The organism is Kitasatospora sp. NPDC001660, assembly GCF_053596725.1.
Window position 1 is genome coordinate 84906 of sequence record NZ_JBSFGU010000026.1, and the last position, 22979, is coordinate 107884.

18 protein-coding genes and 1 tRNA gene are annotated in these 22979 nt (G+C 74.8%); 18 read left to right on the forward strand and 1 reads right to left on the reverse strand.

Features of this window, described 5'->3' with window-relative positions; genetic code table 11:
- Nucleotides 1-5: 5 nt before the first annotated feature.
- The 5 genes from ACWCXH_RS25555 to ACWCXH_RS25575 all read left to right on the forward strand — a co-directional run bounded on the left by ACWCXH_RS25555 (nucleotide 6) and on the right by ACWCXH_RS25575 (nucleotide 3121).
- On the forward strand, nucleotides 6-1133 hold the full coding sequence (locus tag ACWCXH_RS25555) for a type II secretion system F family protein (protein ID WP_449803805.1): 1128 nt from the start codon (nucleotides 6-8) through the stop codon (nucleotides 1131-1133).
- 119 nt (nucleotides 1134-1252) lie between these two features.
- Entirely contained in the window at nucleotides 1253-1891 is a 639-nt protein-coding gene (locus ACWCXH_RS25560) for a type II secretion system F family protein (protein WP_449803806.1), read from the forward strand.
- 201 nt (nucleotides 1892-2092) lie between these two features.
- Nucleotides 2093-2281 carry a DUF4244 domain-containing protein gene (locus ACWCXH_RS25565; protein ID WP_449803807.1) on the forward strand — a complete coding sequence of 63 codons (189 nt, stop codon included), beginning with the start codon at nucleotides 2093-2095 and terminating at the stop codon, nucleotides 2279-2281.
- The gene (locus tag ACWCXH_RS25570) at nucleotides 2271-2672 is read left to right on the forward strand and encodes a TadE family type IV pilus minor pilin (protein ID WP_449803808.1); all 402 of its coding nucleotides are present in this window, start codon (nucleotides 2271-2273) and stop codon (nucleotides 2670-2672) included. Before ACWCXH_RS25565 ends, ACWCXH_RS25570 begins: the two co-directional genes overlap by 11 nt.
- On the forward strand, nucleotides 2660-3121 hold the full coding sequence (locus ACWCXH_RS25575; protein ID WP_449803809.1) for an Rv3654c family TadE-like protein: 462 nt from the start codon (nucleotides 2660-2662) through the stop codon (nucleotides 3119-3121). The genes ACWCXH_RS25570 and ACWCXH_RS25575 overlap by 13 nt, the downstream gene beginning before the upstream one ends.
- Here the strand turns inward: ACWCXH_RS25575 and ACWCXH_RS25580 are convergent.
- Nucleotides 3116-5473, reverse strand: coding sequence for a DEAD/DEAH box helicase (locus ACWCXH_RS25580; RefSeq protein ID WP_449803810.1), 2358 nt, complete (start codon nucleotides 5471-5473; stop codon nucleotides 3116-3118). The two genes, ACWCXH_RS25575 and ACWCXH_RS25580, sit on opposite strands and share 6 nt — an antisense overlap.
- 223 nt (nucleotides 5474-5696) lie before the next feature.
- Between ACWCXH_RS25580 and bldG the strand changes: the two genes are divergently transcribed.
- The 13 genes from bldG to ACWCXH_RS25645 all read left to right on the forward strand — a co-directional run bounded on the left by bldG (nucleotide 5697) and on the right by ACWCXH_RS25645 (nucleotide 22550).
- Entirely contained in the window at nucleotides 5697-6038 is a 342-nt protein-coding gene (gene bldG, locus ACWCXH_RS25585) for an anti-sigma factor antagonist BldG (RefSeq protein ID WP_030240921.1), read from the forward strand.
- 158 nt (nucleotides 6039-6196) lie between these two features.
- The gene (locus ACWCXH_RS25590; protein ID WP_449803811.1) at nucleotides 6197-6616 is read left to right on the forward strand and encodes an ATP-binding protein; all 420 of its coding nucleotides are present in this window, start codon (nucleotides 6197-6199) and stop codon (nucleotides 6614-6616) included.
- 169 nt (nucleotides 6617-6785) lie between these two features.
- The gene (locus ACWCXH_RS25595) at nucleotides 6786-7115 is read left to right on the forward strand and encodes a hypothetical protein (protein WP_449803812.1); all 330 of its coding nucleotides are present in this window, start codon (nucleotides 6786-6788) and stop codon (nucleotides 7113-7115) included.
- A 123-nt stretch (nucleotides 7116-7238) separates the two neighbouring features.
- Nucleotides 7239-7994, forward strand: a complete 756-nt coding sequence (locus ACWCXH_RS25600; RefSeq protein WP_449803813.1) for a small secreted protein — start codon at nucleotides 7239-7241, stop codon at nucleotides 7992-7994.
- Nucleotides 7995-8075: 81 nt separating this feature from the next.
- On the forward strand, nucleotides 8076-9608 hold the full coding sequence (locus ACWCXH_RS25605) for a DUF7059 domain-containing protein (protein ID WP_449803814.1): 1533 nt from the start codon (nucleotides 8076-8078) through the stop codon (nucleotides 9606-9608).
- Between the two features lie 139 nt (nucleotides 9609-9747).
- Complete coding sequence (locus tag ACWCXH_RS25610) at nucleotides 9748-10206, forward strand: hypothetical protein (RefSeq protein WP_449803815.1); 459 nt, start codon at nucleotides 9748-9750, stop codon at nucleotides 10204-10206.
- Nucleotides 10207-10588: 382 nt separating this feature from the next.
- A complete protein-coding gene (gene topA, locus ACWCXH_RS25615; protein WP_449803816.1) occupies nucleotides 10589-13450 on the forward strand; it encodes a type I DNA topoisomerase in 2862 nt (953 codons plus the stop codon).
- Nucleotides 13451-13641: 191 nt separating this feature from the next.
- Nucleotides 13642-16971: a dTMP kinase gene (gene tmk, locus ACWCXH_RS25620; protein ID WP_449803817.1), complete on the forward strand. Its 3330-nt coding sequence runs from the start codon at nucleotides 13642-13644 to the stop codon at nucleotides 16969-16971.
- A gap of 262 nt (nucleotides 16972-17233) precedes the next feature.
- Nucleotides 17234-18445 carry a DNA polymerase III subunit delta' gene (locus ACWCXH_RS25625; protein ID WP_449803818.1) on the forward strand — a complete coding sequence of 404 codons (1212 nt, stop codon included), beginning with the start codon at nucleotides 17234-17236 and terminating at the stop codon, nucleotides 18443-18445.
- Nucleotides 18446-18670: 225 nt separating this feature from the next.
- Nucleotides 18671-19816, forward strand: coding sequence for a hypothetical protein (locus ACWCXH_RS25630; protein ID WP_449803819.1), 1146 nt, complete (start codon nucleotides 18671-18673; stop codon nucleotides 19814-19816).
- Between the two features lie 119 nt (nucleotides 19817-19935).
- Nucleotides 19936-21624: an alpha/beta hydrolase gene (locus tag ACWCXH_RS25635; protein ID WP_449803820.1), complete on the forward strand. Its 1689-nt coding sequence runs from the start codon at nucleotides 19936-19938 to the stop codon at nucleotides 21622-21624.
- Between the two features lie 111 nt (nucleotides 21625-21735).
- Nucleotides 21736-22395, forward strand: coding sequence for a leucine efflux protein LeuE (gene leuE / locus ACWCXH_RS25640; protein WP_449803821.1), 660 nt, complete (start codon nucleotides 21736-21738; stop codon nucleotides 22393-22395).
- Nucleotides 22396-22476: 81 nt separating this feature from the next.
- A tRNA-Thr gene (locus tag ACWCXH_RS25645) sits at nucleotides 22477-22550 on the forward strand.
- Nucleotides 22551-22979: the final 429 nt, after the last annotated feature.

Sequence of the window (22979 nt, forward strand, 5' to 3'; positions counted from 1 at the left end):
ACAAGATGATCAACAGTCAGATCTCGCTGTGGTGGGCCATGGCGTTGTGCGTGGTCGCGCTCGGCGGGTGGCACGCGGTGCAGCAGCAGATGCCGGGCGGCCGGCGGTCCAGGCTGGTGCTGGCGGGCGCCGGGCCGCCGGTCCCGTCCATGAGGCCGGCGGGAGCATCCGGGCCGCCGCAGTGGCTGGTTCCCGAACTGCTGCTCCTCCCCGCGGGATTGGCGGCCGGGTCCGCTACGGCCTCGCCGGTGCCGGTGCTCGTTGGCGCGCTCGGCGTCGTGCCGCTTCGGCGGTGGCGTCGGCGGCGGAGCGTGGCGGTGGAGGCGAGGCGCCGGGCGGCCGGTGTGGTCGAACTCTGCGCCGGGCTGGCCGGGGAGTTGCGCAGCGGGTCGACGCCCGAGCAGGCGCTCCACGTGGTGACGGCGCGCACCGCTGCCGATCCGGAGGCCCTGCGCAGGCTGGGCGAGGAGCCGATGGCACGGCTGGCGGCCGGCCGGTACGGGGGCGATGTGCCCGCCGCGCTCCACCTGCTCGCCGAACTCCCGGGCGGGAGTGGGGCGGCGTCGATCGCGGCCTGCTGGTGGGTCGCCTCCGACGGGGGCTCGGGGCTGGCCGCCGCGCTGGACCGGGTAGCGGAGGCGCTGCGCGGCGAGCAGGCCCTGGCCGAGGAGATCGCCGGTGAACTGGCCGGTCCGCGAACGACGATCGCCGTCCTGGCGGCCCTGCCGGCGGCCGGGCTGTTGCTGGGCACCGCGATGGGGGCGAGGCCGGTGGACGTCCTCCTGCACACGTCCGCCGGGCTCGGGTGCCTCGCGGTGGGCGCGGGCCTGGAAGGGCTGGGAGTGGCCTGGACGGCGCGGATCGTGCGGGCGGCGGCTCGGGGTGGTCTGGAGGGGCCTGCGGGCCCGGGGGGCGGTGCTGTTGCGCCGGGCTCGTGGGCGGCGCGGGCGCCGAGAGTCGGGCGGGCGGCGCCCGGGGCTCTGGAGGCCTCCACACGCCGCTCCGGGCGGACACGTGGTGAGCGGGGCGTCCGGAGCACCGGGCGGGCGCGGGCCGGTCTGTCGCGTCGGCGGGCTTGGCACGGCCTGTGGGCGAGCAGCGGGACTGTCGGGGCAGAGGCGGTGGCGGGGTGATGCGGGGTGCGATGGCCGTGACGGCTGCTGTGGCGGCGGGAGTTGTGCCGATGCTCCGGTGGGCGAGGCGGCGTCGGGCCTCAGTCCGGCTCCTCGGGCGGGCGCCGGTGGTGCGGCCGGTGCCGTTGGCACGGGACGAGGGTGGGGCGCTGCGGCGGTCGGTGATGGCGGCCGTGGTGGGCTCCGGAGCGGCACTGCTGCTCGGCGGTGGCCTCGGTCTGCTCGGCGGGGTGGTCCTGGCAGTGGGCGCCTACCGGGCGTTGGCGCGGGCACGGTCGCCGGCCGATCGGCGGGCGGAGCTGGAGGAGGAGCTGCTCACCCGACAACTACCGCTGAGCGCCGAGTTGTTGGCGGCCTGCCTCGGTTCGGCGGCCTCGCCCTCCGTGGCGGTCATGGCGGTCGGGCGGAGTGTGGGTGCTCCGATGGGGCCCCGGCTGGTGGCGATCGGGGCCGAACTGGCCTTGGGCGCGCCGCCGGAACTGTGCTGGAGCCGGCTGGGCGAGCAGCACCCTTCGCTGGCTCCGCTGGCCCGCTGCATGGTCCGTACGAGCCTCGGCGGCTCCCCGGCGGCCGGGCCGCTGACCGGGCTCGCCCACGCCCGGCGGACGGCGGCGGGCAGGGCGGCCCACGCCCGGGTCCGCCGGGCCGGGGTGCTGGCCACCGCGCCGCTCGGGCTCTGCTTCCTCCCGGCCTTCGTGCTGATCGGCGTCGTGCCGGTCGTCGTGGGGCTGACCAGCCGCTTCGCTCTGGCGATGTGAGGGAGGGGCGGGGTGCCCAGTACGTCGATTGCCGCGGCCCGCGGATCGACATCCATCGAGTTCATCGCATGCATCCGAAACCAGTCGAAATCAGTCGAAACCAATGAGGAGAAGACCATGGCTGTTGTGATCGCACCCAGGCTCGTGAACGCTCTTCCGTCCCGGCCGTTGCCCGGGGTGTGGAGGCAGCGAGGACGCTGGGTGGCGCGCAGGGTCCGGCGGGTGGCCCGTGCCAGGGGCCGGTCGGACGCCGGGATGACCACGGCGGAGTACGCGGTCGGCACGCTGGGCGCGTGTGCTTTCGCGGCCGGGCTCTACAAGGTGGTGACCAGTGCGACCGTCACGGGGGCACTGACCGATCTGCTGGAGCGGGCGCTCCATGCGACGTAGGGGGCGGGGGCGCAGCCGGGTGCGCGGTGACGCGGGGTTCGTCACGGCGGAGACGGCGGTGGCCATGCCGGCGCTGGTGCTGCTCGCGGTGCTGCTGATCTGGGGTGTGCTCGCGGCGGCGGCCCAGATCCGATGCGTGGACGCGGCCCGGGCCGGTGCCCGGGCCGCTGCCCGCGGGGAGGTCGGCGCGGCCGAGGTCGCCCGCGAGGCGGCGCCGCCCGGGGCGCAGGTCGAGGTGGCTCTGGCGGCCGACACCGTGCGGGTCACCGTGGAGGCGCCCTGCGGGGCGCCGGGCAGGCTCGCCGGCCTGCTCTCGGTGCGGCTCAGCGCCGCCGCAGTGGCGGCGCGGGAGGACACGTTGGTGGGAGGAGGAGCGACATGGCCGACCTGACCCGGTGGCTGTGGTCGGCGGTACGAGTGCGGTTCCGGGCCGCCACTGCGCGCGGACGTGGCGGGTCGGCGGACACCGGCTCGGCGACGGTCTGGCTGCTGGCCTTCGCGATGCTCGGCTGCTCGGTGTTCGCGGCGACGATGTCGTTCGGTGCGGTCGTCGTCGCCCGGCACCGGGCCGAGGCGGCGGCCGATCTCGCGGCTCTCGCGGCGGCGGACCGGCTGTTGCTGGACCCGGACGGCGGGTGCGGGCGGGCGCTCGGGATCGTCGCCGCGCAGGGGGCGGGCCTGGTGTCCTGCGCGGTGGACCGGGACGAGGACGCCGTCGAGGTGGTGGCCGAGGTGCCCGTCGTGGGGCTGCCCGTACGGCTCCCGGTCGGTCCGGCGCGAGCCCGGGCCCGTGCCGGCCCGCTCCGGGCCGCGGTCACCCCGGCGGAGGAGGGCTCATGAGCCGGTGTCGGTGGGGGTGGGAGCCCCGTCCGCCGCCTCCGGGGAGCCGGCCAGCAGGACGTCCAGAAGCCGGACGGCCGCGGCCTTGTCCAGCGGGTCGTTCCCGTTGCCGCACTTGGGCGACTGCACGCAGGAGGGGCAGCCGCGCTCGCACTCGCAGGCGGCGATCGCCTCGCGAGTGGCCGTCAGCCACTGGACGGCCCGCTGGAAGCCGCGTTCCGCGAAGCCGGCCCCGCCCGGGTGGCCGTCGTAGACGAACACCGTGGGCAGCTCGGTGTCGGGGTGCAGCGGGACGGAGACGCCGCCGATGTCCCAGCGGTCGCAGGTGGCGAACAGCGGCAGCAGGCCGATCGAGGCGTGCTCGGCGGCGTGGGCGGCACCGGGCAACCGGTCGAGCGGGATGTCCGCGTCGAGGAGCTGGTCCTCGGTGACGGACCACCAGACTGCCCGGGTGCGCAGCGTGCGGGGCGGCAGGTCGAGCTTGCTCTCGCCCATGATCTCCCCGGTGGAGATCCGCTTCCGGAGGTAGCCGACCACCTGGTTGACCACCTCCACCGAACCGAAGCTGAGCCGGCCCTCGCCCCAGCGGACGGTGGTGTCGGTGTCGAGCACGGAGATGGAGGTGATGTCGCGGGCGGCCGTGGTGTACGGCGGGTCGGCCGCGTCGACCAGGGCGACGGAGTTCTCCAGGTCGAGTTCGCGGACCAGGAAGGTGCGTCCCTGGTGCAGATGGACGGCCCCGGTGTGGACCGTGGTGTGGGCGGCGGAGGCGTCCACCGTGCCGAGCAACCGGCCGGTGTCGGCCTCGACGATCTGCACCGGGCTGCCGCCGCTGCCGCGCAGGTCGACGGCGTCGGCCGCGCGTTCGCGGCGGGTCCAGTACCAGGAGCCGTCGCTGCGGCGGCGCAGCAGGCCGCGGCGCTCCAGGACGGGGAGCAGCGGTGCGGTGGAGGGGCCGAACAGCTCCAGGTCGGCGTCGGTGAGCGGGAGTTCGGCCGCGGCCGCGCACAGGTGCGGGGCGAGGACGTGCGGGTTGTCGGGGTCGAGCACGGTGGCCTCGACGGGCGCCGCGAACAGCGCCTCGGGGTGGTGCACCAGGTAGGTGTCCAGCGGGTCGTCCCGGGCGATCAGGACGGCCAGCGCGCCCTGGGCCTCGCGCCCGGCCCGGCCCGCCTGCTGCCACAGCGAGGCCCGGGTGCCGGGGTAGCCCGCCATCAGGACGGCGTCGAGGCCGGAGACGTCGACGCCCAGTTCGAGAGCGGAGGTGGAGGCGAGGCCGAGCAGCCGGCCGCTGTGCAGGGCGCGTTCCAGGGCCCGGCGTTCATCGGCGAGGTAGCCGCCGCGGTAGGCGGCCACCCGGTCGGCGAGCGGTCGGCCGAGCTGGTCCTGGGCCTGGAGCGCGACGAGTTCGGCGGCCCGGCGGGAGCGGACGAACACGACGGTCCGGGTCTGCTGCTCGACGAGGTCCGTGAGCAGGTACGCCGCCTCGGCGGTGGCGGTGCGGCGGACGGGCGCGCCGTGCTCGCCGACGTTCTCGGTCAGCGGCGGCTCCCAGAGGCCGAAGACCATCGGCCCGCGCGGCGAGGCGTCCTCGGTGACGGCGACGGCGGGCAGGCCGGTCAGTCGGCCGGCGGTGGCGGCCGGGTCGGCGGTGGTGGCGGAGGCGAGCAGGAAGGTGGGTGACGAACCGTAACGGGCGCAGACGCGGCGCAGCCGCCGCAGCACCTGGGCGACGTGCGAGCCGAACACGCCCCGGTAGCTGTGGCACTCGTCGACAACCACGTAGCGCAGCACCTTGAGGAAGGAGGACCAGCGGGCATGGGCGGGCAGGATGCCCCGGTGCAGCATGTCCGGGTTGGTGAGCACGTACGAGGCGTACTGGCGGACCCACTCGCGCTCCTCGGGCGGGGTGTCGCCGTCGTAGAGGGCGGCCCGGACCCGGGGCGGGGCGAGTTCGGCGGCGCGGCGGCGCTGGTCGGCGGCGAGCGCCTTGGTCGGGGCGAGGTAGAGGGCGGTCGCACCACGGCCGTTGCGGGCTTCGGTGCCGTCCAGCAGATCGCTCAGGACCGGGGCCAGGTAGCCGAGCGACTTGCCCGAGGCGGTCCCTGTGGCGATCACCACAGTCTGGCCGGTTTTGGCCAGGTTCATGGCTTCCGCCTGGTGCACCCAGGGCTGTTCCACTCCGACGGTGCGGGCGGCGGCCGCGATCTCGGGACGGATCGAGTCCGGCCAGGGCGCATAACGCGCAGGTCGGGCGGGAAGGTGCTCCGTATGGGTGAGCCGGTCGGACCGCCCGCGGGTGGTGGACAGGGTCGTCAGTAGTGCCTCGGGCAGGCTGTGTCGGGGCGGCATGGGGACCCAGTGTGTCACCGGCGTGACGGAGAATCGTCGTAAGCCATCGTGCGGGCATGGTCGCAGGTGGTTGAATGTGGCCGTGACGGCCGTATGGCCGTGGGTCGCAGCGCCGAGGCTTGCCACGCGTTGGCTGGGCGCGCCCGGGGCTCGCGACCATGCGGTGGCGGCCGTCCGGCCGAGGAACGCACATGACGTAGCAAGGCAAGGTGCTGGAGGTTCCGTGGACCTGTCCCTGTCGACCCGTTCAGTCGGCGATCGTACGGTCGTCGAGGTTGGCGGCGAGATCGATGTGTACACCGCCCCGAAGCTGCGGGAGCAGCTGGTCGAGCTCGTCAACGACGGCAAGTACCACCTCGTCGTCGACATGGAGGGTGTGGACTTCCTCGATTCGACCGGTCTGGGTGTGCTGGTGGGCGGTCTGAAGCGGGTGCGTGCCCACGAGGGCTCGCTGCGCCTCGTCTGCAACCAGGAGCGCATCCTGAAGATCTTCCGCATCACCGGCCTGACCAAGGTCTTCCCGATCCACACTTCGGTGGACGACGCGGTCAGCGCGACCGACTGACGCGGCCGGGCCGGTCCCCGTGGCCGGCCCGCCCGATTCACGCGTCCGGGCGGTCGGGGCTTCGTCGCCCCGGTTGCTCCCGGCCGCACCGGGGCCGGTTCGGCCGGCCCGCAGGGGCCGCGACGTCGGCCCCGGTCGGAGCACCCCGAGGGGGAGAGATGGCAACCGTCGAACTTCGATTCAGCGCGCTTCCCGAGCACGTCCGGACGGCCCGGCTGGTCGCCGCGGCAGTCGCCAGACGGGCCGGGGTCGACGAGTCGGTGCTCGACGAGGTACGGCTCGCCGTCGGCGAGGCGTGCTCCCGCGCGGTCGGGCTGCACCAGCGCGGTGGCATCGGCGGCACGGTCAGGGTCGCGCTGACCGACCAGGAGAAGCGTTTCCTCATCGAGGTCGAGGACGAGGCCGGCCCGTCGGCCGCCCCGGCCTCCGGTGCGGCCGAGGGCGGCGACCCGGACGAGGACACCCTGGGCCTGGCCGTGATCACCGGCCTGGTCGAGGACCTGGAGGTCACCAACGGCGCGGGCGGTGCCCTGATCCGGATGAGCTGGCCGGTCTCGGTCGACGCCGTCGCGGTCTGAGGCCGGCAGAAGGCATCTGAGGCCGAGGGCAGGCAGGTCCTGGCTGTCCGGCTGCCCCGTGCGTCCATCGCTGGGGATACCGTTGACAAACTGTTGAATCCGGCGGTTCGCTGCTTCCGGCACGGCCGGGTCCGATCGACGATCGGACCTGTCGCGGAAGAGGGCGACCATGCGGATACGCATTCTGTGGCCGGCCGGTCAGGCGACCGCCACCCTGCGGGCCACCCCCACCGCCGAGGCACTCCGGGCGGAGCTGCCGATCGGCTCGTCGGCCGGCACCTGGGGCGAGGAGGACGTACGGGCCTTCGCGGACGACGCGGCCGGTGCGATCGCGGCCGAGCAGGGCATGCACGCCGAGTTCATGACCGCGTTCGGCGGCAGCGCCGAACAGCCGCCGACGAACCGGTGTTGCCCACCACCCGGCCGGGCGACCCGATCCGCGTCGTCCGGGCCTGAGCCGGGTCCCGACGGGTCCGGGGCGGGCACCGGGCGGGCCTGAGCCGGGCGAAGAGGGCCGGGCGCAAGAGCGCCGTGCCGGCCGGGAACCGGAGGCGGATCGGCGGCCGTGTAGGTTCGACGACCGAACACGACCGAAGACGACCGTACCGAAAGGCCTCTCCCGGTGAACAAGCGATTGCTGACCGTACCCGCCCTCGGCGTGCTGCTCGCGTTCGGCGCCGTCGGCTGCGGCGACGACAACAGCAAGCAGCTGGAGTCCTGGGCGTCGAACGTCTGCGGCGCGGCCAAGGACCCGATCGCCCAGGCCCAGGCGGCGCTCGCCGACACCGGCCAGGTGAAGACCGGCGAGGCCCCGGCCGACCTGCAGAAGCGGCTCTCCGCCGACATCGGGCGCCTCGCCAAGACCAACCAGGACATCGCGAAGGCCGTCGACGCGGCCGGGGCGCCCAAGGTGGACGACGGCGCGAACCTGCAGAAGGACACCGTCGCCGAGCTGAACAAGGCGGCCGACGGCTACCTGGACGTCCAGAAGAAGCTGGACGCGCTGCCCAACACCGATCAGGCCAAGTTCGCCGACGGGCTGCGCAGCGTCGCCGACCAGGTGCAGCAGCTGGCCACCCTGTCCACCCAGGCGCAGGCCAAGCTGCAGCGCGGCGAGCTCGGCGCGGCCATGGCCAAGCAGGAGGGCTGCAAGCCGTCCGCGACCACCGCCCCGAGCGCCGGGGCGACCACCCCCGCCCCGGGCGGCAGCGGGACGGCCCCGGCGACGGCCGCACCGACGGACGGCGCGAGCGGCACCCCCTCCGCCGCGCCCGGCGGCACCCCGGCTCCGTCCGCGTCGGGCGGCGCCAGCCCGGCGGCCACCCCTGCCGCCACCACGACGGCCGCCCCGTCCACGCCCGCGCCCAGCGCGAGCTGACCGGCGCACGCCCGAGGCACACCCGCCGCGCCCCGGCCCGGGCGCGGCGGTTGCGCTCCGACCCCGGGGGACAATGGCGGGGTGATCAGTAGCCCCGTTCTCGACCCCACCCGCCTCGCCAAGCTGCGCGAGGCACTGCTCGCCGCCTCGTTCACCGCCGACGGCTGCCTCGACCTGCTCGGGCCCACCGGCTACGCGGCGCTGGCCCGCAGCGAGGCGGTCCCGGCGCTGCGCGCGACCCGCGGCGGCAGCCCGCTGGAGACGCTGGTCCGGCTGTTCCTGCTCCAGCAGCCGGTGCCGTACAAGGCGGCCGCGGCCGCGCTGCCGGTCGAGGACTGCCTCGCGGACGGCTGGCTGCGCCCGGACGGCGACCGGGTGCGCGCCACCGTGGACGTCCGCCCGTACGCCAACGAGGTGGCCGGACTGCCGAGTTCGGACGCCTGGGTGGTCTCCGACCTGGGTTGCGCGGTGGGTGGCGCGGGTGGCATCGGCTCCGGTGAGGCGGCGCACGGCGTGGCCCGCAGGGACCTGGTGCTCGGGGTCGGCGGCGCGTCCACGACGCTGGCCAACATCACCGTGCGCCGCCCCGTCCGGGCCGCGCTGGACCTCGGTTCGGGCTCCGGTGTGCAGGCGCTGCACGCGGCCCGGCACGCCCAGAAGGTCACCGCCACCGACCTCAACCCGCGCGCGCTGCGCTTCTCCGAGCTGACCCTGGCGCTGTCCGGCTTCGACAACACCGAGGCGCTCACCGGGAGCCTCTTCGAGCCGGTCGGGGAGCGGAAGTTCGACCTGATCGTCTCCAACCCGCCGTTCGTTATCTCGCCCGCCGGCCGGTTCACCTACCGCGACGGCGGCATGGCCGGCGACGACCTGTGCCGCACCCTGGTCCGCTCCGCCGCCGCCCACCTGGAACCGGGCGGCTACTGCCAGTTGCTCGCCAACTGGCAGCACGTCAAGGGCGAGGACTGGCACGAGCGGCTGGCCGGCTGGGTCGCGGGCACCGGGCTGGACGCCTGGATCGTCCAGCGCGAGGTCCAGGACGTCGCCCAGTACGCCGAGTTGTGGCTGCGCGACGGCGGCGACCACCGGGGCCCGGGCGGCGACTACCAGGCCCGGTACGGCGAGTGGCTGGACGCCTTCGAGGCGGGCCGGGTCGAGGGCATCGGGATGGGCTGGATCACCCTGCGGGCGAGTGGCGCCGAGCGTCCGACGGTCCGGGTGGAGGAGTGGCCGCACCCGGTGGAGCAGCCGCTCGGCCCGCACATCGAGGAGTGGTTCGACCGGCAGGACTTCCTGCGCTCGCACGACGACGCGGGCCTGCTCGCGGCCCGGTACGTGCTGGCCGACGAGGTGGTTCAGGAGCAGGTCGGCGCGCCCGGTGCGGAGGATCCGGAGCACGTGATCCTGCGTCACAACCGCGGCATGCGACGGGCCACCAAGGTGGACACGGTCGGCGCGGGCTTCGTCGGGGTCTGCGACGGGACGCTGCCGGCGGGCGAGATCGTGGACGCGATCGCGCAGTTGCTGGGCGAGGACCGGGTCGTCCTGCGGGACCGCGTGCCAGAGTCGCTGCGGCTGCTGACCGAGCAGGGCTTCATCCGCCCCGTCGCCTGACCCGGGCGCCGCCGCGCGGTTTACCTCCCTGTAGTCCCTGGTTCGTCCGGCGGCCGTCGGACGGCCGTCCCGCGTTGGCCCCCCGCTGCGAGGCTCTGTCCACAGGCTGTGGACAGAGCTGGGGAGCCGGGGGCGAGGGGTGGACAGGACGACGGCGGTCGTGGGCGGGCTGGTGCTCGCCCTGTTCGGTGGCGCGCTGCTGTTCTGGTGCGCCGCCGAAGTGCGCCTTCGCCACCGGGTCCGCCGCCGGGGCGTGCCGGCCGAGGCCGTCGTCGTCGCCGAGGACGACGCGCACGGCGAGCTCGACAGCGCACCGCTGCTCGCCTTCTGCGCCCTGCCGTCGGTCGGCGGTCCCGGAGCCGGGCGGTGCGCCGAGCGGGTGCTCGCCCGTCCGCGTGGCCACACGCCGCTGCGCCGTCCCGCCCGCCTCGCTCCCGGCACCTCCGTCCGGATCTGCTACGACCCGCGCCGTCCGGAGCGGATCGTACTGGCGGCGGGGGAGATCAGCCGCCCGGCGGTGGCGGACGTGCTGTGGAGCGCGCTCGGCACCTGCTGTCTGGCAGCGGGGGCGGGCCTGCTGGCCGCCGTCGTCGGCTGAGGGGGCCGGCCGGGGCCACGTCCTTCGGCCGCCGGGCACACCGGCTGGTTCACATTTCACATCATGCGGACCCTTGCGATCCGTCGATTTTTCCGTTGACAGATCTTGAAATCCGTCATTCCATCCTCCCGAACCCGCCGATGCCCCCCTCTACGGGGCACGAAGCTCCGTCATCGGGTTACCGTTCGAGTGGCGTCGGTGGGCCTGGCAAGTGAAAAAGCGGGATCCGTCCGTTTGACAAGGGTGGCCGGGGTACGGTCACACTCCGCTGGTGGGGTAGTCGTTCAGCGGCAGCCCCGGGACGGTGGAGGGGTCGGGCGGAGCGCAGCCCGTGCTGCCAGCGCCGACCAGCTCACATAACGACCGGGAGAGAAGAGCGAAGGTGTCCCCGAGCAGCGAGACCGCGCACGGACAGCGACTCGTCATTGTCGAGTCGCCGGCCAAGGCGAAGACGATCAAGGGCTACCTGGGCCCCGGCTACATCGTCGAGGCGAGCGTCGGGCACATCCGCGACCTGCCCAGCACCGCGGCCGAGGTGCCGGACAAGTACACCGGCGAGGTGCGCCGCCTCGGGGTGGACGTGGACCACGACTTCGCTCCCATCTACGTGGTCAACGCGGACAAGAAGTCCCAGGTCAGCAAGTTGAAGTCGCTGCTCGCGGAGTCCGACGAGCTGTTCCTCGCCACCGATGAGGACCGCGAGGGCGAGGCCATCGCGTGGCACCTCCAGCAGGTCCTCAAGCCCAAGGTGCCGGTGCACCGCATGGTGTTCCACGAGATCACCAAGACCGCGATCCAGGAGGCGGTGGCCAACCCGCGCGAGCTGAACCAGCGCCTGGTCGACGCCCAGGAGACCCGCCGCATCCTCGACCGCCTCTACGGCTTCGAGGTCTCGCCGGTGCTGTGGAAGAAGGTCATGCCGAAGCTGTCGGCCGGCCGCGTGCAGTCCGTCGCGACCCGTCTGGTGGTCGAGCGCGAGCGCGAGCGGATGGCCTTCCGCAGCGCGTCCTACTGGGACCTCGTCGGCACCTTCGGCACCGGCCGCACCCCGGCCGACGCGGCCAACCCGGAGACCTTCGGCGCCCGGCTCGCGAGCGTCGACGGCAAGCGGATCGCCAGCGGCCGCGACTTCGGTTCGGACGGCCGCCTGAAGGCCGCCAGCGCCAACACCCTCCACCTGGACGAGCAGGCCGCCCGCCAGCTGGTCGCCGCCCTCGAACAGACCGCGTTCAGCGTCCGCAGCGTCGAGTCCAAGCCCTACCGCCGCTCGCCGTACGCGCCGTTCCGCACCACCACGCTCCAGCAGGAGGCCAGCCGCAAGCTGGGCTTCGGTGCCAAGCGGACCATGCAGGTGGCCCAGAAGCTGTACGAGAACGGCTTCATCACCTATATGCGCACCGACTCCACCACCCTGTCGGACACCGCGGTCGCCGCCGCCCGCGCGCAGGTCACCCAGCTCTACGGCGCCGACTACCTGCCGGACGCGCCGCGCACCTACGCCAGCAAGGTCAAGAACGCCCAGGAGGCGCACGAGGCCGTCCGCCCCTCCGGCGACCGCTTCCGCACCCCGGCCGAGACCGGCCTGAGCGGCGACGACTTCCGGCTGTACGAGCTGATCTGGATGCGCACCGTCGCCTCCCAGATGAAGGACGCGGTCGGCCAGTCCGTCACCGTCCGGGTCGGCGGCACCTCCGCGGACGGCCGGGACGTCGAGTTCTCCGCCTCCGGCAAGATCATCACCTTCCACGGCTTCCTCAAGGCCTACGTCGAGGGCGCCGACGACCCGAACGCCGAGCTCGACGACCGCGAGCGCCGGCTGCCGCAGGTCGCCGAGGGCGACCCGCTGGCCGCCGAGCAGCTCACCCCCGAGGGCCACGCGACCAAGCCGCCGGCGCGCTACACCGAGGCCTCGCTGGTCAAGGAGCTGGAGGACCGGGAGATCGGCCGCCCCTCCACGTACGCGTCGATCATCGACACGATCATCCAGCGCCGGTACGTCTTCAAGAAGGGGACGGCGCTCGTCCCGTCCTTCCTCTCCTTCGCCGTGGTCAACCTGCTGGAGAAGCACTTCGGCCGACTGGTCGACTACGACTTCACCGCCAAGATGGAGGACGACCTCGACCGGATCGCCGCCGGTGAGGCGCAGTCCGTGCCGTGGCTGAAGCGCTTCTACTTCGGCGAGGGCGAGGGCATCGAGACCGGGCGCGCCGCCGAGGCCGGCAACGGCGACGGCGACCACCTGGGCGGTCTGAAGGAGCTCGTCACCGACCTCGGCGCGATCGACGCCCGCGAGATCAGCTCGTTTCGGGTCAGCGACGACATCACGCTGCGCGTCGGCCGCTACGGCCCGTACGTCGAGCGCGCCTCCGCCGTCGAGGGCGAGCCCGGCCAGCGCGCCGACATCCCGGACGACCTGCCGCCGGACGAGCTCACCGTCGAGCTGGCCGAGGAGCTGCTGGCCAAGCCCAGCGGCGACTTCGAGCTCGGCCAGGACCCCGTCAGCGGCAACATGCTGGTCGCCAAGGACGGCCGCTACGGCCCGTACGTGACCGAGATCCTGCCCGAGGGCACGCCGAAGACCGGCAAGAACGCGGTCAAGGCGCGCACCGCCTCGCTGTTCAAGACGATGTCGCTGGAGACCGTCACCCTGGAGGACGCGCTGCGGCTGCTCTCGCTGCCGCGCGTGGTCGGGGCGGACGCCGAGGGCGTCGAGATCACCGCGCAGAACGGCCGGTACGGCCCGTACCTCAAGCGCGGCACCGACTCGCGCTCGCTCACCGGCGAGGACCAGCTCTTCACGATCACCCTCGACGAGGCGCTGGCGATCTACGCGCAGCCCAAGCAGCGCGGCCGGGCCGCCGCCGCCCCGCCGCTGCGGGAGCTGGGCACCGACCCGGTCAGCGAGCGTCCGGTCGTGGTCAAGGACGGCCGCTTCGGGCCGTACGTGACCGACGGCGAGACCAATGCCACGCTGCGCAAGGACGATGATGTCGCGACGATCACGCCGGAGCGCGGCTACGAGCTGCTCGCCGAGAAGCGGGCGCGCGGGCCGGTGAAGAAGGCGGCCAAGAAGGCCCCGGCGAAGAAGGCGACCGCCACCAAGAAGGCGGCGGCGACGAAGACCGCGGCGAAGAAGACGGCCGTGAAGAAGACGGCGGCCAAGAAGACCACCACGGCCGCGGCGAAGAAGACGGCGGCGAAGAAGACCGCCGCGAGCAAGACCACGGCCACCGACGAGGGCTGACCCTCCGACGGTGACCCTCGGGCCCGTGTCCCCTTCACGGGGGGCACGGGCCCGAGGTGTGTCCGGGGACGGGTCCGGGCCGTTCGGGGACGGCGGACATGTGTGCGGGGATCGTCACAACCAGGTGATGAGCCTGATCCGGAACGCTGTTCGTCTCTTTCCGGCCAACCCCCGACCGCTACGCTGACCGTATGACGAGCGAGGAGCAGCCCACCCCCAGCGCCGCCCCGGCCGCCAGAGCCGCCATGCCCGACCTGCCCGAGGTCGCGCCCGCCGGAACCCCGGTGGAGCGGGCCCGCGCCCTGCTGCGGACGCGGCCCTACCGGCGCCTGTGGACCACCGGGCTGATCGGCGGCACCGCCGACCGGCTAGGACTGCTGGTGCTGCTCGCGCTCACCGTGATCGCCGCCGCCCTCGGCGGCCAGTTCGGCGACCTGCCGCGCAGCCTGGCCTTCGCCGTCGCCGCGGTCTTCGCCGCCCGGCTGGCGGCCACCCTGGTGACCGGCGTCCTGCTGCTCGGACCGGTGCACCAGCTGGTCGTCGGCAAGCTGGACCGGCGCTGGACGCTGGTCGGCGCCGACGCGCTGTGCGCCGTCCTGATCGGAATCGCGCCCTGGTGGACCGTCTGGCTGGGCTCCGGCCCGAAGCCGTCCGGCGCCGCGCCGTACGTCCTGCTCGCCACCGTCTTCGTGACCGGCGCCGCCGAGCGCGTCCGGGCCATCGCCAAGGACGCCGCCGTCCCCGGCCTGCTGCCGCCCGCCGACCCGTACGCGCCCGCCGCCGAGCAGCGGCCGTCCGGCGCCAGCCTGGAGACCGTCCGGAGTATCGACCGGTTCACCGGCTGGGCCACCCTGCCGCTCGCCGCCGTCGGCCTGGTCGTGTTCACCCTGCTCAACAACATCTTCGCGGCGCTCGGCTCGGACTGGCTCCGGGCCCACCAGGTGACCTTCGCGGCCCTCGGCGCGGCCGGCCTGTTCACCGCCGCCGCCGTCCGAAGCCACCTCCAGCAGCTGCCCGTCGGCCCGGTCGCCGTCGCCCCGCACTCGCCGCTGCAGGGCCTGCGCGCCCCGACGGACGCCACCCCGGGTCCCGCCCTCAAGAAGGGCCGCACCGGCAGCGCCCCCTACTTCACCTTCGCCGTCGCCGCCGCCCACGCCTCGATGGCCGGCGTCGCCGCACTCGCGCTGCTCACCGCCGCCGAGCACCGGGCCGGGCCGATCGGCTACGGCCTGCTCGTGCTCGCCGCCACCGGCGCACCCGCGGCCGGCGTCCGGCTCACCCGGGCCACCCTGCCCTCCCTCTCCCGCCGCCGGCTGCTTCCGCTGGCGCTGGTCACCGAGGGCGTGACGCTGATCCTGGCCGGGCTCGTGCTCGACTACGTCCTGGTCCTGCTGCTCACCGTGCTGGCCGGCCTCGCCGCCGGGATCGTCGTCTCGGCCGGGCGCACCCTGCTCGCCCAGGAGGTCGAGGAGGCCCGGCTGCCCAAGGTCACCGAGCACCTGCACGCCGTGCTGCGGGCCGTCGTCGGCGCCGCGCTGGTCGCCGTCCCGCTGATCGCCGGTGCCTACGGCGACGTCGAGTACGGCACGGTCAAGCCCGGCTCGTTCACCTTCATCCACGGCGGCGCGGCCCTCGCCGTCGCCACCGCGGGCCTGCTCACGCTGGTGCTCGCCGCCGTCGTGCTGCTCAAGACCGACGACCGGCGCGGCTCCGCCCCGTTCGGCCGCGACCTGGTCGACGCCGTGCGCGGCGGTGGGGGCCCGGCACCGCACCGCACCACCGGCACCGGCTTCTTCATCGCCCTGGAGGGCGGCGACGGCGCCGGCAAGTCCACCCAGGCCCAGGCGCTCGCCGAGTGGATCCGCGGCAAGGGCCACGAGGTGGTGCTCACCCGCGAGCCCGGCGGCAGCCCGGTCGGGCAGCGGCTGCGCGGCCTCGTCCTGGACGTCGGCAACACCGGCCTCTCGCACCGCGCCGAGGCGCTGATCTACGCGGCCGACCGGGCCGAGCACGTCGAGAACGTCATCCGCCCGGCCCTCGCGCGCGGCGCCGTCGTCATCACCGACCGGTACATGGACTCCTCCATCGCCTACCAGGGTGCCGGGCGCGACCTCGCCGCGACCGAGGTCGCGCGGATCTCCCGGTGGGCCACCGGCGGGCTGGTGCCCGACCTGACCGTCGTCCTGGACGTCGACCCGACCAGGGCGCGGGAGCGCTTCACCGAGGCGCTGGACCGGCTGGAGTCCGAGCCGACCGAGTTCCACCAGCGGGTCCGGGCCGGCTTCCTCGCCCTCGCGGCGGCCGACCCGGCGCGCTACCTGGTCGTCGACGGCAGCCAGGCGCCCGGCTCCGTCACCACCGCGATCCGCCACCGGCTCGACCGCGAGCTGCCGCTCTCCGAGCAGGAGAAGGCCGCCCGCGCCGAGCAGGAACGGCTGGCGCGGGAGGAGGCCGAGCGGCGCGCCGCCGAGGAGGCCCGGAAGAAGGCCGAGGCGGAGGCCGCCGAGCGCAAGCGGCAGGAGCTGCTGGAGCAGCTCCGGGCCGAGCAGGCCGAGAAGGAGCGGCTGGCGAAGGAGGAGGCCGAGCGGGCCGCCGCCGAGGCACGCCGCAAGGCCGAGGAGGAGGCCCGGCGCCGGGCCGAGGAGGAGGCTCGCCGCAAGGCCGAGGAGGAGGCCCGCCGCAAGGCCGAGGAAGAGGCCCGCCTGGCCGCCGAGGCCGCCGAGCGCAAGCGGCTCGCCGACGAGGCGGCCGCGCAGGCGGAACTCCAGCGGCAGCGGGAGCTCCAGCGCGAGGAGCAGCGCCGCCGTGCGGAGGAGGCGCTCCAGCGCGCCGAGGAGGCCCGGCTGGCCCAGGCCGCCGCGCTCGCCGCGGCCGCAGCCGCGGCCGACCGTGCCGAGGGCGGGGATGTCGGGCGTCCGGCGGCGCCTCCGGTGCCGGGTGACGCGGCGACCACGCAGCTGCGGGCGCCGAAGGGTGTGGATGCTTCGGGCGGGGCCGCCGACGAGACCACGCGCGAGCTGTCGCTGCGGGATCGGCAGTCGGCGGTGGACGAGACGGCGAAGCTGCCGGTGGTTCCGGGTGGGGCGGACGAGACCGCCGTGCTGCCGAAGGTGTCGGCGGAAGCCGACCGGACCGAGGTGCTGCCGCGCGTCGCCCCGGGTCGCGCCGGGGACCGGGTGCCCCCGGGCCTGTGGCGCGAGGAGTCCGTGGAGAGCACCCGGGAGCTTCCGGTGGCCGGCGAGGGCCAGGCGCCGGAAGGTGCCGCCGAGCCGCGGCCGCGGCCGGACTGGGCCGAGGAGACGCCGATGGACGACCTCCCGAGCCTCACCGACACGCTGCTCGGCTCGCGCGACGAGTGGGCCCGCTGGGAGCACGGTGGCGGGCCCGGCCAGGACCCGCAGGGTCCGCAGGGTCCACAGGGTCCACAGGGTCCACAGGGTCCGCGCGGCGGAGCCGGCGCCGAGGGCGAGGACGACGACCAGGGCAAGGGCAAGGGCCGCCGCTGGGGGCGCCGGGGCTGATCCCGGGGCCGCAGGGCGGTGTGAACGGATGACGGGCGGCGTCACCGGGCTGAGGAAGCCTGGTGGCGCCGCCCGTGTTCTGGGGCCGTTCGGAGTGGGCTCGGACGTGAAGATGGTGGCCGGCGGCCGCCGGGGCTGGTCGGTGGGGTGGTGCGGCGGCGGGGGCGTGGGGGCGGGTGGTCGCTCGGACGGCGCAGTGGGTGTCGGGGCGGGCACGTATGCTCGACGGCGGAGCGCAGCCGTACGGAGCTTGGGAGCAGCAGTGGCCGTCTGGGACGACCTGGTGGGCCAGGAGCGGGTGGTCGAGCAGCTGACCGCCGCGGCCAGGGCGGCCGGGGCGACGGTGCTGGCCGGCCGGGGGGCCGGGCCGGCGGAGGGGGCCAACGCCTCCCTGATGACGCACGCCTGGCTGTTCACCGGGCCGCCCGGGGCCGGGCAGGTCACGGCCGCGCGGGCGTTCGCCGCGGCGCTCCAGTGCACCAGCCCGGACCTCGCGCTCGGCGGCACACCCGGGTGCGGGTTCTGCGACGGCTGCCACACCGTGCTGGCCGGCAGCCACGCCGACGTGAAGTACGTCCGGACCGACGGGCTGTCCATCGGCGTCGGCGACATGCGGGACCTCGTGCTGCGCGCCTCCAGCTACCCGACCGGCGGGCGCTGGTCGGTGATCCTCGTGGACGCCGCGCACCGGCTCACCGAGGCGGCCGCGAACGCGCTGCTCAAGGGCGTCGAGGAGCCCTCCCCCCGTACCGTCTGGCTGCTCTGCGCCCCCTCCGTCCAGGACGTGCTGCCGACCATCCGCTCGCGCTGCCGCCTGCTCGTCCTGCGCACCCCGGCCGCCGAGGCAGTGGCCGACATGCTGGTCCGCCGCGACGGCGTCGACCCGGACACGGCGCGCCTGGCCGCGCTCGCCGGGCAGGGCGACATCGAGCGCTCGCGCCGCCTGGCGGTCGACGAGCAGGCCAGGACGCGGCGCACCGAGGTGCTGCGGATCCCGCTGGAGGTCTCCGACATCGGCGGTTGCCTGGCCGCCGCCCAGCGCCTGGTGGACACGGCCAAGGCCGACGCCGAGGCGCTCGCCGAGACGCAGGACGCCAAGGAGACCGACGACCTGAAGGCCGCCTACGGCGCCGCCGAGGGCGGCAAGGCGCCGCGCGGGATGGCCGGGGCGGTCAAGGAGCTGGAGAAGCGGCAGAAGAGCCGGGCCACCCGCACCCGACGGGAGACCCTCGGCGTCGCGCTGCTCGATCTGCTCGGCTTCTACCGCGACGTCCTCGCGCTCCAGCTCGGCTCCACCGGCGCGCTCGCCAACGAGGACCAGCGGCAGGCGCTGAACCGCGTCGCCCAGGCCAGCCCGCCGGAGGGCACGCTGCGCCGCATCGAGGCGGTGCTCGCCTGCCGCCGGGCGCTGGACCGCAACGTCGACCCGCTGCTCGCGGTCGAGGCGATGACGGTGGCGCTGCGCGCGGGCTGAGCCGCGTACGGGGAGGCGCGGGGCCGGGCGCGTTCCGCTTCCCGCCCTACTCGGGTGTCCCACCTTCGAGTGAACGGGCGATACGCGCCGGGCACACCCGCGTGTGACCGTCGGGTCGTCTTGCACGCTGGGGGCCGACTGCGCCCCGACACCGGGGCCGTCGCGTCCCGTACGGCGCCGGGCTCGCCCCGGTCGTCCGGTCCTCCGCCCTAGGTGGTGCGTCCCGTGGTCCGTTCGCTCCTCGTCATCCCCCTGTTGGCGGCCGCCCTCGGCGGCCTCTGGCTGGCCCGCGGGGCCCATCAGCGCTGGCGCGACCTGCGGGCCGCCGAGGCCTACGAGCTGGCCGGCGACCGGTGGCCGATGCTGCTGCGGGCGGCCGGGGCGATGGTCTGCGGGGTGTGCGTCACGGCGCTGACGCTGCTCACCGCCTTCGGCGCGTTCGGCGGCATGAAGCGGGCCGGCCAGGAGCCGGTGGAGAGGGCGGAGCCCGCCGTGGACGCGGCCGGCGTGAGCGGGGCGCAGGGCGCGGCCCCGCGGCAGCAGGCAGCGCCGCCCACGGCGGAGGCCGCCGTGGCCCAGGCAGCGGCGGCGACCTCACCGGCCGCCACGACGAGCCGGTTCGACAGCGTCGGCCACCCGGGTGGCGGGGAGCTGCTCCAGTCCGCCGTGCTCGGGCCGGACGGCATGCCGCGCAACATCCGGGTCTGGCTGCCGCCGCAGTACGCCAAGGAACCGAACGCCCGCTTCCCCGTCGTCGTGATGCAGGCCGCGACCCCGCGCAAGACCGCCGACGCCGAGGTCCCGGACGTCTTCGAGGGCATCGGCTCGGCCCTGCAGACCGGCAAGGCGCGGCCGTTCATCCTGGTCGCCCCCGAGGCGCCGAACGGCACCGCGCACCCCTGCGACCTCGCCGCCGCCGCCCCGCAGTCGGTCGCCGACGACGCGACGCTGCGCACCGTCATCGCCGCGACCTTCCGTGCCATGCCGCCCGGTCCGGCCTCCTGGGGCACGCTCGGGGTCGAGGGCGGCGCGCCGTGCGCCGCGGCGGCCGGGCTGGCCCGCCCGGACCTGTACGGCGTCGCGGCGGCCGTCTCCGGACGGTACGACGCCGCCGCGCTCGCCCAGGCGGGCGCGGAGGCGCCCACGGGCACGGCGGCGAAGCTGATGCTCGCCGCCGCGAAGGCCGACGCCGCCGGGCTCGACGCGGCGCGCAAGCTGCAGGCCGCGCTGCGCGGCGGTGCCGGGCCGGCGGCCAAGGCGGACGTGCGGATCTCGGACAACGTGCAGGACTACACGCCCGACCGGGAGCGGCTGCGGCTCGTGCGGCAGGCGGCGCAGTACCTGGCCGACGCGCTGGCGAAGGCGTCCTGAACAGGGCTTTCGGCGGGCACTGTGCTGCTCGGTACCCCGGGAGGGTACCGGGCAGCCGTCGTTGGCCGGGTTCGTGGGGTGAGTCGGGCGATCGAGGCGATCGAAGCGAAGGGATCCGGATGAAGGCCACTGGGCGGGTACTTGCCGCGGCGCTCGTCGTCGCCGGGCTGTTGGCGGGCGGGTGCAGCGCCGGCGGCTCCGGCCCGGGCGGCGGCTCCGGCTCCAGCGGCGGCCCGGGTGCGGCGCCGTCGGACGTGTTCGGGCCCGGTGCGGCGTTGTCGGACGAGCCCGAGCCCGAGCCCGGTGCGGCGGTCGGTGCGTCGCCGGGATCGCCGCCCGCCGAGGTCACGCCGCTGGAGCCGCTGCCCGCGGCGGTGCCGGCCGCGCTCGACCCGTACTACGGGCAGCGACTCGCGTGGCGGCCGTGCGACGACGAATTCGAGTGCACCACCTTCAAGGTGCCGCTCGACTACGGCCGCCCGGCCGACGGAGACCTCACCCTGACGGCCGTCCGCGCCCCCGCCGTCCCCCGGGCGGGGGCGGGGGCGGGGGCGGGCGGTGACCGGCTCGGCTCGCTGCTGCTCAACCCGGGCGGCCCCGGCGGGTCGGCGGTCGACTACGTGGAGGCCGTCGCCCAGGCGTACGACGGCGACGTGCGTGCCCGGTACGACCTCGTCGGGCTCGACCCGCGCGGGGTCGGCCGCAGCAGCCCCGTCACCTGTCTGAGCGGCGACCGGATGGACGCCTACACGTCCGTCGGGTTCACCCCTGCCGACCAGCGCGAGGTCGACGCCCTGGTGGCCGCCGACAAGGAGTTCGCCGACGGCTGCCGGCAGCACGCCGGCGCGGCGCTCGGCCACGTCAGCACCGTCGAGGCCGCCCGCGACATGGACGTGCTGCGCGCCCTCCTCGGCGACGAGCGGCTCAGCTACGTCGGCAAGTCCTACGGCACGTTCCTCGGTGCCACGTACGCCGGACTCTTCCCCGGGCGGGTCGGGCGGTTCGTCCTGGACGGCGCGATGGACCCGTCCCTCGACTCCGCCACCGGCAACCGGGCCCAGGCCGGTGGCTTCGAGACCGCCTGGGCGGCCTTCGCCAGGGACTGCGCCCGGCGCGGCGACTGTCCGCTCGGCCGCACCGAGCAGGAGGCCGGCGACCAGCTCAGCGCCCTGCTGGCGGCCGTCCGCGCCCAGCCGCTGGCCACCACCGACGGCGGCCGCCGCCTGACCCACGCCCAGGCCATCACCGGCGTCATCAAGGCGATGTACGCCGACTTCCTCTGGCCCGAGCTGCGCGGCGCGCTCACCGGTGCCAAGGCCGGGGACGGCACCGGGCTGCTGAAGCTCTCGGACTCCTACTACGGGCGCGAGCCGGACGGCTCGTACCCCAACCTGATGTTCGCCAACACGGCCGTGAACTGCCTCGACCTGCCCGCGCCGTTCGCCGGCCCGGAGGACGTCCGGCGGGCGTTGCCGGAGTTCGAGCGGACCTCGCCGCACTTCGGCCGCGACCTGGCGTGGATGGCGCTGACCTGCGCCTACTGGCCGGTGAAGGCCACCGGTTCGGCGCACACCGTCCAGGCCGCGGGCGCCGCCCCGATCGTCGTCATCGGCACCACCCGCGACCCGGCCACGCCGTACGCGTGGGCCCAGGCGCTGGCGGGGCAGCTGGAGTCCGGGTGGCTGCTCACCTACGACGGGGACGGGCACACGGCGTACGGGCGGCACAACGAGTGCGTGGACGGCGCGGTCAACCGCTTCCTGCTCACGGGTGAGCCGCCGGAGGAAGGCATGCGCTGCGGGGGGTAGGGGATCAGGGGGGATCAGGGGCCGTCTCGCCAGGTAGTTTCAGCTTCAATCGATCAGCGGTGCGACGTTACGATGAGCGCCCCCTGCCCCCTCCTCTCTTCGGAGCGCACCGTGCTCGGAGTCAACGACCTGACGACGTACGTCCTCGGCGCCCTCGTCATCATCCTGCTGCCCGGCCCCAACTCCCTGTACGTGCTGTCCGTCGCCGCCCGCAAGGGCGTGCGGACCGGCTACCGGGCCGCCGCCGGCGTCTTCGTCGGCGACTTCACGCTCATAAGCCTCACCTCGCTGGGCGCCGCCTCGCTCCTGAAGGCCAATCCGGCCGTCTTCGCGGTGGTCAAGTTCGGCGGCGCGGCCTACCTGCTGTGGATCGGCTTCGGCATGCTCCGGGCCGCCCGCCAGCTGTGGCGCGACCACCGCGCCGCCGCCGACACCGGCTCCGCCGCGGGCGAGCAGGCCCCCGAGGCCGTCGAGCGGCCGTTCCGGCGCGCGCTCGTGATCAGCCTGCTGAACCCGAAGGCGATCCTCTTCCTGCTGTCGTTCTTCACGCAGTTCGTGGACCCGTCCTACGGGCAGCCCGCGCTCTCCTTCGCCCTGCTCGGCGGAATCCTGCAGACCTTCAGCTTCCTCTACCTCACCCTGCTGATCTTCGCCGGCACCACCCTCGCCGCGGCCTTCCGGCGCCGCAAGCGGCTCTCCGCCACCCTCACCAGCGGGGTCGCCGTCCTCTTCGCTGGCTTCGCCGCCAAGCTCGCCGTCTCCTCCGCCTGACCCCCCGCCGGGATATCCCGGTACGGATCACCCGCGAACCTGTGTAGACTGGCCCGCGTTGCCAGCACGTACGGCAGCGACGCCGCCTTAGCTCAGTTGGCCAGAGCAACGCACTCGTAATGCGTAGGTCGCGGGTTCGAATCCCGCAGGCGGCTCAGTGAAGGCCCAGGTCAGATAGCCGCTGACCTGGGCCTTTTGTCATTTCTTGGCGTGCGGGCAGGCGTCGGTAGCGCGCTGCAGGATCGCTTGCGTGAGCGATGCGTGAGCGCGGGTGTGCCCCATGGGCCGAGTCGGCCCGGGGTGGTCTGAGCCCGCGCGGGCTCGGCTCGACGCTCCGCGAGTTCGGCAGCACCTCCGGCAGTCCACCCTCGCCCTGCTGCACTTCGTCATCCGAGGCCATGTCCTGGCCCGGGCGGTCATGGCGCCCACCGGCGAGCCGCGCTCGCAGCCGGTCGACGCAGTCGGCTCCGCGATCCCCGAACGCGGGCGCACCCGGTGCACGCAGGCAGGAAGTCTGCAGTGATCCGCTGCGGGGCCTCGGCCTGGTGGCCGAGCCGCCCGGACCCCTGCATCCGCTGAAGTCC